A 13782-nucleotide genomic window follows, 5' to 3' on the forward strand; every position below is an offset into this window, starting at 1 on the left:
GAAACGGCCGCGATTATAAAACAAGCCAGGTCTGTTTTTAGCCGGCGAATCGCATTAACATCCGTCACCGGTTTCGGTTTATTTCAGCTTTATCCGCCTATGATCGAATCAGCACCTACCCCGCGGCTGGCCGGCGCTCCCTATCTGGAGAGCTACGTATTGACCGAAAAACTGGGCGAAAGCCTGCAAGCCGCGGTTTACAAGGGCTACCACAAGCACGTGCCCGAGTATCCGCTGGTAATCAAATGCCTGAAACTGCTGTCGAGCTGGGAAGACCAATCCCGCCATTTGCGGCAGAAAATCGAGCGGCTGAAAGTCTTGCACGACGCCCGGGTCAGCACGCCGCTGGCCTTGGAATCCGACGACGGCGAACAATTCATCGTCCAACCCTGGTTCAACGGCCAGCCGCTCAACCATTGGGCCGCGTTAAGGCAAGCCGTGCAACTCGGCGATTTTTTCACGCTGGCCTGCGCGCTAGCCGAAACCCTGCAGGCGGTCCACGATGCCGGCATCACCCACGGCGGCATCAAGCCGAACAACATTCTGATCCACAACGGCAATCTGAACCTGCGTTTGACCGACTTCATCACACCGCTGGACATTCGCGACGTCAGCCATTTCATCTACGATCCGGAGTTCGTCCGCAACACGCTAGCCTATACCTCGCCCGAGCAATCCGGCCGAATCAATTACCGGGTGGACTTCTCGACCGACCTGTACTCGCTCGGCATCGTGTTCTACGAGTTGCTGACCGGCCGGCTGCCGTTTTTTTCCAACGACCCGTTGGAATTGATCCACTCCCACCTGGCCGAGGAAGCGGTCAAAGTCCACGACATTTGCCCCGGCATACCGCGCCCGCTGAGCGAGATCGTCGCCAAACTGACGCTGAAGCAACCGGAGAAACGCTACCAAAGCGCATCCGGCCTGCTGGCCGATTTGTTGCGCTGCCAAAAGGATCACGCTAGCGGAGTCGCAGTCGGCGATTTTGCCATCGGCCAACACGACCGCAGCCGGCGGGTGATTTTCATTTCGAAAATGGTCGGCCGCCAGGCCGAAAGCGAATTGATCCGCGGCGAATACGAACAAGTCGGCCGCGGCCAGTTCCGGTCGGTGTTCATTTCCGGACTGTCCGGCATCGGCAAAACCCGCTTGATCCAGGAGTTGCAAAAGCCGCTGGTCAAAAACCGCGGTTATTTCACATCGGGCAAATTCGACCAGTACCAGAAGAACATCCCATACAGCTCGCTGATCCAAGCCCTGCGCAATCTGATCCGCACCTTTTTGACCGAAAGCGACGCCCAACTCCGCCAGTGGCGCGACAAAATCCTGGAGGCGGTGGAACACAACGGCGGCGTGATCATCGACGTGGCACCGGAATTGGAATTCATCATCGGCCCGCAACCCGAGCCAGCGCATCTGCCGCCGATGGAAGCCCGCCACCGCTTCAACAATTTGTTCGGCCGCTTCCTGGCCTGTCTGGCCAGCGCCGAGAATCCGCTGGTGTTGTTCATTGACGATTTGCAATGGTGCGATAGCGCCAGTTTCGACTTTCTGCAAAACCTGTTCGCCAACCACCGCGAACATCCCTTCTTATTTTTCATCGGCGCCTACCGCCACAACGAAGTCGACAGCGCCCACCCGCTGACCAAATTGATCCGCAACGTCCGCGAACTGGACGGGCCGCTGCGGGAAATCCGGCTGGAAGCGCTGAGCGACGCCGACTGCCACGAAATGGTGGCCTATATCCTGGATTCGCCGTTGGCGGCGACGGCAAAACTGGCCGAATTCATCGCCCATCTGACCGAAGGCAATCCGCTGTTCGTCAGCGAAAGCCTGGCCTGGCTCTATAACGAAGGTTTGCTCAACACCGACGCCAACCGCTTTTGGCGCTGGGACATGCAGCGCATCCGCGAATCGCGGATGCCGGCCAGCGTGGTCGAACTGTTCGGTGCCAAGGTGCGCAAGTTGCCGGCGGAGACGCTGCGAGTATTGCAACATTGCGCCTGTATGGGCAACCGTTTCAGCGTCGAGGAACTGGCACTGGTGATGGACCTGCGCATCGAAGCCTTGTTCGAAGCGTTGAAGCCGGTATTGAGTTCCGGCCTGCTGCTGGAAAACAAGGCCGATCTGCAGTTCGTCCACGACCGGGTGCAAGAAGCCGTGTTGCAACAGGTCGATCCCGCGGTCCGGCCCGACATTCACTGGCGTATCGGCCACCGCTTGATGCGTGCCGTCCCGGTCGGCGGCGATCTGCAAAGCCTGGACAACCTGTTTACCATCGCCGCGCACCTGAACCGCGGCCGGCCGGAGCTACTGGACCAAGAAACGGCGTATTGGCTGGTCGACATCAATTTCCAGGCCGGCAACAAAGCCCTCGATGCACTGGCCGGCGACGCCGCCAACGAGTTTTTCCAAAAAGCCCGCGATTATTTGCCGGAAGATAGCTGGGAAGCGGCCTACCCGCTGACTTTCAGGATTTACCAACGCCTGGCCAAAACCCATCTGATGTGCGGCCGCTACGAGAGCTCGGAGGCGCTGCTGAACAGTTTGATCGAGCGCGCGGTCAGCGACCTGGACAAAGCCGAGGCTTTGGCCGAGCAAACCACCTCGCTGTCTTCGTTCGGCAATTTCAAGCAAGCCATCGCCACCGCCAACCGCGGCTTGGCCTATTTCGGCAAATCCATCCCCGACGACGCCGACGCAGCCCGGCAACGCATGTTGGAGCTGATGGCGCGCATCGACCAATGCGGCGACGTCTGGCAAGCCATATTGAATATGCCGTTCACCGAACAGCGGCAAAGCAAAATCGAGCTGGCTTTTTATAGCGAGTTGATCCCGGATTTGTACATGTGCGGCCTGGTGCCGCAACTGTATTTGTCAGCCGCACAGTCGACGCTGCATTGCCTGGAAGGCGGCATGGACGAATCGGTGATTTACTCGTTTTCGATCATGGGCTTGAATCTGGGGGAACAGGGCCGCTTCGACCAAGCCTTTAAATACCAGGATCTGGCGCACGACCTGTGCGCCAACTACCCCAATACGTTCGGCGCCACCCGCGGCATGAACGGCATCGTCTGGTGCAATATGCATTCGCGCAGCCATCCGGCCCAAATCGTCGAATATGCGCAAAAAGCCATACAGTGCGGAAAAAACTGCGGCGACCTGTACAACGCCGGCCTGTCCTACGGCCCGCTGATGTGGAATCTGCAAGTTCAGGGCAAAAATCTGCGCTGGGTCGAGGAAACCGCGGAAGAATGCCTGCAATTTTCCGGCAAAAACCAATTGTCGTTTTCGGTCGGCCTGGCCGAGGCGGTATTGGCCGGCTGGGTGACGCCGCTGAAACCGGAACGGCCGGCCATCGACATGCAGGCCACGTTGCGGCATTGGGCGGAAAACAACTATGTTGCGGCCTCCGGCAGTTATTTCGTGTTGCTGGGTTTTGCCGAATATTACCTCGGCGACTATAACGCGGCCGCCAAATCCCTGGCGGCGGTGGAACATTACCTGCACGGCCTGACCGACAACGTGCTGAAGCGGATGTGGTACGCGTTCCGCATTCTGAACCGTCTGCGCCTGCCGGAACCGCTGGATTGGCCGGAAATCGACCGGGAGATCGCCCCGCTGCTGAGCCAACTGGAAACCTGGGCCGCACTGGGGCCGCTGCTGCAACCTTACCTGGCGCTGATTCATGCCGAAATCGCGCTACGCCAGCAACAGTACCGGGAAGCGCGCAATTTATATCTGGACGCCATCGCGCTGGCTCTGGAATACCAATACGGCTTGTTGGCCGGCCATCTTTACGAAGCGTTAGCCGACTTATTGGTCAAACAGCGTTTGGGCGACGCCGAGCTTTACTACGGCGAAGCCCGCCGCCATTACCGGTTGTGCCGGGCCGATGCGTTGGGCAAGCGGCTGCAGGAACGCCACCCCTACGTCCACCCGGAAACCGGCGCCCGCCACACCGCCAAATCGGAACCCGCCGCGGCGACGCTGCCGAATCTGGATATCAATTATTTGATGAAATCGGCGATGGCATTATCGGCTGAGATCGATCTGACCCAACTGATGCAGAAAATTTTGGCGGTGGTACTGGAAAGTTCCGGGGCCCAACATGCCTATTTGCTGATCGGTCAGGGCGAAGAATTGTGCATTGCCGCGGAACAGCACGCCGGCAAAAAGCGCTCGATCGCCAAAACCCATTACAGTCTGAACCAAGCCCAGGGCGTTTGCCGGGCCATCGTCAATTATGTGCACCGGACCCGGGAAAAAGTCGTGCTGCGCGACGCCGGCAGCGAAGGCGAGTTTCAAAACGCGCCGGAGGTCGCCGCTTACGGCCTGCGTTCGATTTTATGCCTGCCGGTGGTCAAGCAGACCGAACTGATCGGCTTGCTCTACCTGGAAAACCGGCTGGCCGACGGCGTATTCACGCCGGAAAAAATCGGCATGACCGAATTGCTGACCGCCCAGGCGGCGATCTCGTTGGAAAATGCCCGCTTACTGGAACAGACCCGCCAAGCCTACAAACAATTGCAGGAAAACCAGGATCACATGCTGCAGATGGAAAAACTGTCCGCCTTGGGCACTTTGGTCGGCGGCGTCGCCCACGAAATCAACAACCCGCTGATGGGGCTGATGAATTTCGTCGAATTTGCCGCCGAGCGCAGCGAAGATCCGAAATCCAAACACATCCTGCAGCAGGCGATGCAACAAATCCAGCGCATAAAAAACATCGTTTCGAACATGCTGGTGTTCATGCATAACCAAACCGCGCAAATCGGCAGTTGCTCGCTGGCGGAAGTCTTGGAGCAAACCCTGCTGTTGATCGGCGCGGAACTGCGCAAGGCCGGCGTGGAGGTGCGTAAGGAGCTGCCGGCAGGTTTACCCAACATCGGCTGCAGTGCGGAAAGCCTGCAGCAAATCCTGCTGAATCTGCTGATTAACGCCCGCGACGCCTTGGCCGGCCGCGAACAGCCGGTCATTGAAATCTCGGCGACTGCGGCGGAAAAAATGCTAGAGTTGACGGTAACCGATAATGGTCCCGGCATCAGCGACGAAGTGCAAAACCGTATGTTCGATCCGTTCTTTACCACCAAACCTCCCGGCAAAGGTACCGGCCTGGGCTTATCGGTGACACGGCGCCTGGTGCAAGACAATGGTGGCACCATTGCCGTGGAAAGTAGCGTTGGTCAGGGTTGCCGCATCCGGTTAAAATTTCCCCACTATTAATCTTTGAAATTCACGGACCTGAACAATGGTAAACAGCATCTTGGTGATCGACGACGATCCGGCGGTACGCGGCGCGTTCAAGCTGATTTTGGAAGACGAAGGCTACAACGTGCGCGAAGCCGAAAGCGGCGAAGCGGGCATCGCCCTGGTCAAGGCCGAACGCCCCGATCTGATTTTTCTGGACCTGCGCATGCCCGGCATCGACGGCGTGGAAACCTTGCGCCGCTTGAAAGCGCTGGACCAAAGTCTGAACATCTACATCGTCACCGCTTTCGCTGCCGAGTTTATGGACCAATTGAAGAGCGCCCACGACGAAGGCCTGCAATTCGAATTGGCCAGCAAGCCGCTGTCGGCGACGCAAATCCGCAATATCGCCCAGGTCGTGCATATAGCCAAAATTCACGAGGTACGCCGCGCTAACCACCACAAATTGGTGTTGACGCTGTATGTGGTATCGCTGAATCCGGAAACCCGGCGCCTGGTCGAGCAAATCAGCGCCGTGTTGGCCGGCATTTACGAGCCCGGCCAATGGGTTTTCGATGTAGTCGAGGTGCTGGGGATGCCGGAAAAAGCGTTGGAGAAGGAAATCTTCGCGACACCGATGTTAGTGCGCGACTTGCCGGAGCCGGTATTGAAATTGCTCGGCGACCTGTCGCGGATGTCTTCGGTCATGGCCGCAATCACCACCCAAGCCCAGGGGACCGGCGTACAAACCGTGATCGTCTGAAGCCGGATCCGCACCGCACAATGCCGCAAACCTTCAAACAACTGAAGCTGATATTGGACACGATCACCGACGGTGTCATGGTGGTGGACCCGCAAGGCATCGTGCTGTATTCCAACCAGGCCGCCGAACAACTGTTGGAACGCGGCCCGCTGACCGGCCAGGCTTTGGCCATCCCGGCCGCCACCGATCAAGGTACTCACCAGGATATCAATCTGATCCGGCCCAGCGGCATCGCCTGGGCCGAAATGCGCTCCACTCCGCTGGATTGGGAATCGGCCCAGGCCTATGTAATTGCGCTACGCGACATCACAGCGCGCAAACAAGCCGAACTTGCGCTGCAGGAAAGCGAGCTGCTATTCCATACCTTGTCGAAAATCGCTCCGGTCGGCATTTTCCGCACAGACCAGTTTGGCAGTTGCGATTACGTCAACCAGCGCTGGTGCGAGATTACCGGGCTCAGCCACAGCCATTCTCACGGCGACGGCTGGCTTGCCGGCTTGTACGTCGGCGATTTGGAGCGGGTCAAGGCCGAGTGGGCGGCGTGCGTCGCCAACGCCAAACCCTTCACGCTGCAATACCGGTTTCAGCATATCGACGGCCATCTGCGCTGGGTCATCGGCCGGGCCGAACCGGAGTTGGACGAAGCCGGAAATCTGCTGGGTTATGTCGGCACGATTACCGATATCTCCGAAATCAAGGCCAAAGAAGAATCGCTGGGCCAAGCCGCCGCGGTATTCGAAAGCACCCGCGAAGGCGTCATGGTCACCGACGCCAACCGCCGCATCTTGATGGTGAACAAGGCATTCACGACCATAACCGGCTACAGCGCGGACGAGGTCATCGGCAATAGCCCGCGCCTGCTCAGTTCCGGCCGGCACGATGCCGAATTTTACCGGGAGATGTGGAGCAGCATCGAGGCCACCGACCATTGGCAGGGCGAAATCTGGAATCGGCGCAAAAACGGCGAAGTCTATCCGGAACTGCTCAGCATCAGTACCGTGCGCGACGGCGACGGCGCCATCAGCCACTATGTCGGCGTGTTTGCCGACATTACCAAACTGAAGGCTTCGGAAATGGAGCTGGAATTTCTGGCCCATCACGATCCGCTGACCAAACTGCCGAACCGGATGCTGTTTCTATCCCGGCTGCAACATATCATCGAGAAAGCCCGGCGCCAGTCGACGCAAATGGCGGTGTTGATGCTGGATCTGGACCGCTTCAAGGATGTCAACGACAGCTTCGGCCATTTGGCCGGCGACGACTTATTGCAGATGGTCGCCAAGCGGCTGACCAAACGCCTGCGCAGTTCCGATACCGTCTGCCGCCTCGGCGGCGACGAATTTGTCGTGCTGCTGGAAGAAGTCGGCCATCCGGAGGCGGCCGCCCACGTCGCGACGCAGATCATCAAGACCTTGAGCCAGACCTGGCACCTACCCAGCGGCAACGAAGTGCGCATTGGCGTCAGCGTCGGCATTTCCATGTTTCCGGAACACGGCAACACCCCGGACCAATTGATCCAACATGCCGATACGGCGCTGTACCAAGCCAAAAACGAAGGCCGCAACCGTTTCAAATACTTTTCCGAGGAATTGACCCGGGCCGCGCGCGAGCGCATCGATATCGAGATCCGCCTGCGCCAAGCCATCGAGCTGGGAGAGTTGCGGGTATTCTTCCAACCCCAGGTCGATGTCGAAACCGGCGAAATTCTGGCCGCCGAAGCACTGGTGCGCTGGCAAACGGCGACCGGCGAAACGGTGTTGCCGACTCGCTTCATTCCGATCGCCGAGGAAACCGGACTGATCACCGCAATCGGCAATTGGGTGCTACGCGAAACCTGCCGCCAGGGCCGGGAATGGCTGGATGCCGGCTTGCCGCCGTTGCGGCTGGCGGTCAACCTGTCGCCGCAACAGTTCCTGCACAGCGACATTCGGGCCGAGGTGACCAAAACTCTGCGCGAGACCGGCTTCCCGGCGCATCTGCTGGAACTGGAGTTGACCGAAAGCGCATTGATGAAACGCGAAAAAGAGGCGATCCAAATCCTGCACAATCTGCACGACTTGGGCGTGCATCTGGCGATAGACGATTTCGGTACCGGTTATTCGTCGCTGGCTTATCTGAAATTGCTGCCGCTGGACGTGTTGAAGATCGACCGCAGTTTTATCGAAGATATCCCGCACCACACCGACGATATGGAAATCACTGCCACGATTATTGCCATGGCCAAAAACCTGCGCATGCGGGTTATCGCCGAGGGCGTCGAGACCGCGGAGCAGTTGGCTTTTCTGAAAACCCGCCAATGCGATTTGTACCAGGGCTTTTTAACCAGCCCACCGCTGTGTGCGTTGGAGTTCTCGGAATTTTTGGCGGCTTACCGCCGGGAGCGGTCGCAGCCGGCGGCTTAAACCGGCCGGCAAGGCGGAGGCGGATTTCGCTGCCGCGATCCCGGTTTTAGCCAATCCGCGGAAAAACGTTATAATGCGGCTTTTTAACCCGACCCATAAGGATCAAAAGATGGCCGACAATCTGATTGCACCTTCTATTCTTTCCGCAGACTTCGCGCGCTTGGGCGAAGAAGTCGTCAATGTTTTAAATGCCGGTGCGGATATCGTGCATTTCGATGTGATGGACAACCATTTTGTGCCTAATTTGACTATCGGTCCTCTGGTCTGCGAAGCGTTGCGCAAACACGGCGTCACCGCACCGATCGACGTGCATTTGATGGTAGAACCGGTCGACCGCATCATTCCCGATTTCGCCAAAGCCGGCGCCAGTTACATCACCTTCCATCCGGAAGCCTCGCGCCACATCGACCGCAGCCTGCAAATGATCCGCGACCACGGCTGCAAATCCGGCCTGGTGTTCAACCCGGCCACGCCGTTGACCTATCTGGAACACGTACTGGATAAATGCGACATGATCCTGTTGATGTCGGTCAATCCCGGCTTCGGCGGCCAGTCCTTCCTGCCGTCCGCATTGCCCAAATTGCGCCAAGTCAGAAAAATCATCGACGACAGCGGCTTGGACATTCGTCTGGAAATCGACGGCGGCGTCAATACCGCCAATATTCGCGAAATCAAGGAAGCCGGCGCCGACACCTTCGTTGCCGGTTCGGCGATCTTCGGTAAACCGGACTACAAAGCCGTCATCGACGAAATGCGCGCGGAATTGGCCAAAGCCAAATAACCAAGCTTGATCGGCAGCCGCTGCGGAATCGCTCCGCAGCGGCTGAACCAGAGCCACACCCGCCGGCCCTGCCGGCAAACGTCTACCTTTCTCCTCTGCATGGACTTGGAGCCTACGCCGCCGACTCGAATCGGATGCTTTGCGGCTTGGCTGAATTTCCAGACCGATTCGCGCAGCCGCAACGCAGCGGCAAAGTTAAACTTCTAATCCGCAATGGCGATTGATAGAATCCGAATACCGTTTAGCAACCGAGATTAACCATGAGCGTTATCGAAAAAATTCAAAACCAGTTATCCGAAAACCGCGTGATGTTGTACATGAAAGGTACGCCGGAATTTCCGCAATGCGGTTTTTCCAGCCGGGTGGTACAAATATTGGCGGCATGCAATGCCGAATATAGCCACTTCAATATTTTCGAAGACCAAGAGTTGCGCGAAGCATTGAAGGAATACTCCAATTGGCCGACTTATCCCCAATTGTATATCGACGGCCAATTGGTGGGCGGTTGCGATATCGTCACCGACTTGTACAACAAAGGCGAACTGGCGAAGATGCTGTCCGCCGCAGGCGCCGCAGAATAATTTGCCAGAAAAAACCCCGCCCAGCCTGCGCTTGCGGGGTTAGACCGAACCGGCCCGCGACTAAGCGGAGCGATCCCGACTATTTCGAGTAGTAATCGAAGTCTTCCTTTTTTTCCAATTTGAAACGCGGCTCGACATTGATCGTTTGCTCTTTGATCTCGTCCTCGGCTGCCGGCTGTTTGCGCAGTTCTTCCAGAAAATCTTTGAACCACTGGCTGCCGACCACTGCCGCCATGTCCGGGTCCTGCAAAATATTTTGCTCGTCCGGCAAACTGCCGAATTCGCGGGCGGTTTGCAGCGCTTTCAGGCAAGCGTCCTGGTCGCCCCGTAATGCATAGATGCAAGCCAAGTTGTAGGCGGCACTGCCTTTTTGAATCGCGCCGGCTTTTTCGAAAAAATCCTCGGCGAATTTATACAACTCGGGTTTTGCCGAATCGGGGCTGATACGGGCCAATTCCATAAACGCGACGCCGCCGTCGATCGCAGCCCCCAAGTAGTTCGGTGCGGTCAACAGGCAGAACGAAAACTTGGAAATTGCATCCTCGTATATTTCGATGGCTTGTTGCGCTTGCTGGCTTCTGGCTTCGTGCAGTAAGGCAAATCCCCAGTGGTAAAGCGCTTCGGACACAATCAAATGGTCGGCGATCACGCTGGCGAAGCCCTGGTAAGCGCCTTTGTACAGTTGCTCTGCCTTGCTGCCTTCGCTTTTGCGGGCCTGAGCGACTTGCTTGATGGCGGCATCCAAGGTCGAACGCTTCTTAAATGAACTCAACAACGACATGAAGATTCCTCACTTCTGTTTTACAAACCGGGTTGCGATAAAATAGCGCAGCATACTACAACATCCCGCCACAACCGGAAAAGTAAATGAGCGAAACCCTCGCCGAGCTGGAAAAAGCCAAAATCAATTTGGAAACGTCGACGATTCCTTGGTCGGAGTTACAGCGTTTTTTTGCGGCCGGCCTGGCGGTTGCCGTCGCCGACGACTTGGATTTGCTCGAGGTGGCTTGCCAATTTTCGTTGGACAACAAGGCTCAGGTCGAAGCATGGCTGAACGCCGGCCAAGTCGGCCATGTTTCCGACGCCCAGGCCGCCGCCTGGATCGCCGCCGACAGTTCGGTCTGGGCCGTGGTGGTTAAACCGTGGGTGTTGGTACAGAATTACCGAAGCTGAACGGTGTCGGCGACGGGTAAGCCGGCGACAGCAACTGCCGCCGCCGGCCCGCCGATTGAATCACTCTATCCCGTAATGGCGGCGCAACCAGTAATCCGCGCTGACGAAACGGCCGCCACCCAGGAAAAACAAAGCCAGCAGCATCACGAAATACGTCGCCGCAAATTCGATACCGTTATTTAAAATCGCCAACGCACCGTTTTCGGTGATCCATTCGTAATCGCCTTGCGCCTGCAGGATTTCCTTGGCCCGCTCCAGACGCTCGATTGCACCGACGGTCCGGTCGGTAGCGAAAATCCCGCTGCCGGTGGCGATGGCAAGCCAACCGTTTTGCAGGTGGGCCGTGGCCGCGGCAACCGCCATGATCACCATCAACGGCAGACAGATCGGCCGGGTCGCAAAACCGAACAACAGGCACAAGGCGCCGACCAGCTCGAACAACGCCACCAAAAACACCAACACATAAGGAGCCGGCAGCCCCAGCCCCCACTCGGCATTGCCGAACCACTCCGCCGTATCGGAAAAACTGGCGAACTTTTTGGTGCCTGCCATCCAGAACACCGGCACCAAATACAGGCGGATCAGCAAAGGCGCCAGAAAATCCAGAGTCCCGGCTTTATCGCAAAAGCGGCTGGACAGCCGCATCGCATCGGGTATATTGCCGATCAGCGTCTCAAGTACCTTGTTTAATGGCGTAATATTCATTAGTAACCTCCCCCAAGTTTTTATTATTGATCTGCCATATGCGCATCAGCAGTTCGTCTATTTTTACAGGCATTCCAGTTCAGTTGCCAATTGAATTATGCCAAACCTTGTTCGCCGCGCCCAATCTGCGCATCGAGCGCATCGTCTCGCGCGGGCATATCACGCCAAAAGACGCTTGGTACGACCAGGCCTGGGACGAATGGGTGCTGGTATTGCAAGGCGCTGCGCGGCTGAGTTTTAAAACCGCTGCGGCGCTGGAGATGGTTGCGGGAGACTATGTCATGATCCCGGCGCATTGCTTGCACCGGGTCGATTGGACCAGCCCGGACCAAGACACGGTCTGGCTGGCGATCCATATCGGCGATTCCGCCGCTAACGAGGTTTAGCGGCGTTGACGTTGCCGCGGCGCGGTTTGCGCGGAGGGGTGCGTTTGCCGGGATCGGACTTGCCGCCGCTTGGTTGGGCGCGGCGCCCGGTTTGCTGCGGTTTGGGCCGCGGCGCTATCGGCTTTGCCGGCGGCTTGCCGTTGCCGGGCTCCAACGATACGCGAGGGTAACCGGTATCGGCGACGCGCGGAATTTGCCGTTTCAACAATTTTTCGATTGCCGCCAACAAATGCGCCTCTTCCGGGTCGACCAACGAAATGGCCTGCCCTTCCGCGCCGGCCCGGCCGGTGCGGCCGATGCGGTGCACGTAATCTTCGGCGACCTGCGGCAAGTCGAAATTGACGACATGCGGCAATTGGTCGATATCCAGCCCGCGCGCGGCAATATCGGTCGCGATCAACGCAGTAATCGCACCATTTTTAAATTCGTCCAAAGCCCGGACCCTGGCGCCCTGGCTCTTATCGCCGTGCAAGGCCGCGCAACGGATGCCGTCTTTGATCAATTGCTTACACAAGCGGTCCGCGCCGTGTTTGGTCCGCACAAATACCAGTACTTGCTGCCAATGGCCGTCGCCGATCAAATACGCCAACAGCTCGCGTTTGTATTCGCGCTGAATGCCGTAAACCAATTGCGAGACGGTATCCGCGGCGGCATTGCGTTTAGCCACGGCGATCTCGACCGGATCGTTCAGCAATTGCTCGGCCAACGCACCGATTTCCGGCGCGTAAGTCGCGGAAAACAGCAGGTTTTGCCGTTTTTCCGGCAACAGCGCGATGATTTTGCGAATATCGCGGATGAAACCCATATCCAGCATCCGGTCGGCCTCGTCCAGCACAAAATGCTCGACGTGGGACAAATCCAGGTGCTGTTGCTGAATCAAATCCAGCAATCGCCCCGGCGTGGCGACAACGATATCGGTACCGCGGCGGATTTTCTGAATCTGCGGATTGATACTGACGCCGCCGAAAATCGCCTCGGCAAACAGCGGCAGATGCTTGCCGTAAGTTCTGACGCTTTCGTAGACCTGCATCGCCAGCTCGCGGGTCGGCGTCAACACCAACACCCTGACCGGCCGCGGTTTTTGCGGAATCGGCTGTTGCTGCAGGATGTGCAACAACGGCAAGGTGAAGCCCGCGGTCTTGCCGGTACCGGTCTGCGCACCGGCCAAAACGTCTCGACCCTGCAGAATCACCGGAATCGCCTGTGCCTGAATAGGCGTCGGCGTTTGATAACCTTGTTCGGCAACCGCCCGCAACAATTGTTCGGACAAACCCAGTTCTGAAAATAACATTGATCAACCCATCAGATGGCGTCCGCTGAGCCGGACGCGAAACCATTAATGCCCAATTACCCGATTTATCGCCGGGAAAAATCGGCAAACACAAACTTTTTATCTAAAATAACCACCCTAACAGGCAAGTTATTCTTTTTACGGAGGCCCGCATGACCGAGAAACGCAATCACCCGAGATTACAACCGAAAGGCCTGAAAGCCGGCCTCCGCTTCTACTCCGCCGAACAGGAAATCGCGCTGGATGCCGATATTCTGGACATCAGCTACAGCGGAATTCGGGTTAGACTGAAACAACCGATCGCCGCCGAAATCATCGGCCATATCAAAATCACGATGACGCTGCCCGAATCCGGCAGCACCTTCAGCGTTCACGGCATCCTGAAACACCAACAAAACGAATCCGAATGCGGCGTGCATTACGTGGACCACATCGACGGTTCTATCGACGATGTGATGTTCGAATGCATCGAGCTGGATAACTCCACCGTATTCATCAAAACCCAATAAA

Annotated in this window: 11 protein-coding genes; 8 read left to right on the top strand and 3 right to left on the bottom strand. The window is 57.4% G+C overall.

Annotated features, from left to right (window positions below):
• Positions 1–99: 99 nt before the first annotated feature.
• The 5 genes from VXJ35_RS14875 (at position 100) to grxD (ending at position 9717) form a co-directional block, all read left to right on the top strand.
• A complete protein-coding gene (locus VXJ35_RS14875; protein ID WP_064022167.1) occupies positions 100–5226 on the top strand; it encodes an AAA family ATPase in 5127 nt (1708 codons plus the stop codon).
• A gap of 25 nt (positions 5227–5251) precedes the next feature.
• A complete protein-coding gene (locus VXJ35_RS14880; protein ID WP_064022168.1) occupies positions 5252–5953 on the top strand; it encodes a response regulator in 702 nt (233 codons plus the stop codon).
• Positions 5954–5973: 20 nt separating this feature from the next.
• Positions 5974–8355 (top strand): EAL domain-containing protein, encoded by a 2382-nt coding sequence (locus VXJ35_RS14885; RefSeq protein ID WP_064022169.1) that lies wholly within the window; start codon positions 5974–5976, stop codon positions 8353–8355.
• A gap of 109 nt (positions 8356–8464) precedes the next feature.
• Positions 8465–9136 carry a ribulose-phosphate 3-epimerase gene (gene rpe, locus VXJ35_RS14890; RefSeq protein WP_054758591.1) on the top strand — a complete coding sequence of 224 codons (672 nt, stop codon included), beginning with the start codon at positions 8465–8467 and terminating at the stop codon, positions 9134–9136.
• 260 nt (positions 9137–9396) lie between these two features.
• Complete coding sequence (grxD, locus tag VXJ35_RS14895; RefSeq protein ID WP_064022170.1) at positions 9397–9717, top strand: Grx4 family monothiol glutaredoxin; 321 nt, start codon at positions 9397–9399, stop codon at positions 9715–9717.
• Between the two features lie 79 nt (positions 9718–9796).
• Here the strand turns inward: grxD and VXJ35_RS14900 are convergent, their stop codons facing one another.
• On the bottom strand, positions 9797–10498 hold the full coding sequence (locus VXJ35_RS14900) for a TPR end-of-group domain-containing protein (protein ID WP_064022171.1): 702 nt from the start codon (positions 10496–10498) through the stop codon (positions 9797–9799).
• An 86-nt stretch (positions 10499–10584) separates the two neighbouring features.
• On the opposite strand from VXJ35_RS14900, the gene VXJ35_RS14905 reads away from it, so the two are divergent.
• A complete protein-coding gene (locus VXJ35_RS14905; protein WP_054758585.1) occupies positions 10585–10890 on the top strand; it encodes a DUF2288 domain-containing protein in 306 nt (101 codons plus the stop codon).
• Positions 10891–10950: 60 nt separating this feature from the next.
• Here VXJ35_RS14905 and VXJ35_RS14910 read toward each other — a convergent pair whose 3' ends face one another.
• On the bottom strand, positions 10951–11595 hold the full coding sequence (locus VXJ35_RS14910; RefSeq protein WP_082880943.1) for a DoxX family protein: 645 nt from the start codon (positions 11593–11595) through the stop codon (positions 10951–10953).
• An 83-nt stretch (positions 11596–11678) separates the two neighbouring features.
• Between VXJ35_RS14910 and VXJ35_RS14915 the strand changes: the two genes are divergently transcribed.
• Positions 11679–11981, top strand: a complete 303-nt coding sequence (locus tag VXJ35_RS14915; RefSeq protein WP_331711073.1) for a cupin domain-containing protein — start codon at positions 11679–11681, stop codon at positions 11979–11981.
• Here VXJ35_RS14915 and VXJ35_RS14920 read toward each other — a convergent pair.
• Positions 11968–13272 carry a DEAD/DEAH box helicase gene (locus VXJ35_RS14920; protein WP_064022174.1) on the bottom strand — a complete coding sequence of 435 codons (1305 nt, stop codon included), beginning with the start codon at positions 13270–13272 and terminating at the stop codon, positions 11968–11970. The two genes, VXJ35_RS14915 and VXJ35_RS14920, sit on opposite strands and share 14 nt — an antisense overlap.
• Before the next feature lie 152 nt (positions 13273–13424).
• Between VXJ35_RS14920 and VXJ35_RS14925 the strand changes: the two genes are divergently transcribed.
• On the top strand, positions 13425–13781 hold the full coding sequence (locus tag VXJ35_RS14925; RefSeq protein ID WP_054758583.1) for a PilZ domain-containing protein: 357 nt from the start codon (positions 13425–13427) through the stop codon (positions 13779–13781).
• Position 13782: the final 1 nt, after the last annotated feature.

This window comes from Methylomonas sp. DH-1 (assembly GCF_046097555.1).
In the GTDB taxonomy this organism is placed as follows: domain Bacteria; phylum Pseudomonadota; class Gammaproteobacteria; order Methylococcales; family Methylomonadaceae; genus Methylomonas; species Methylomonas koyamae.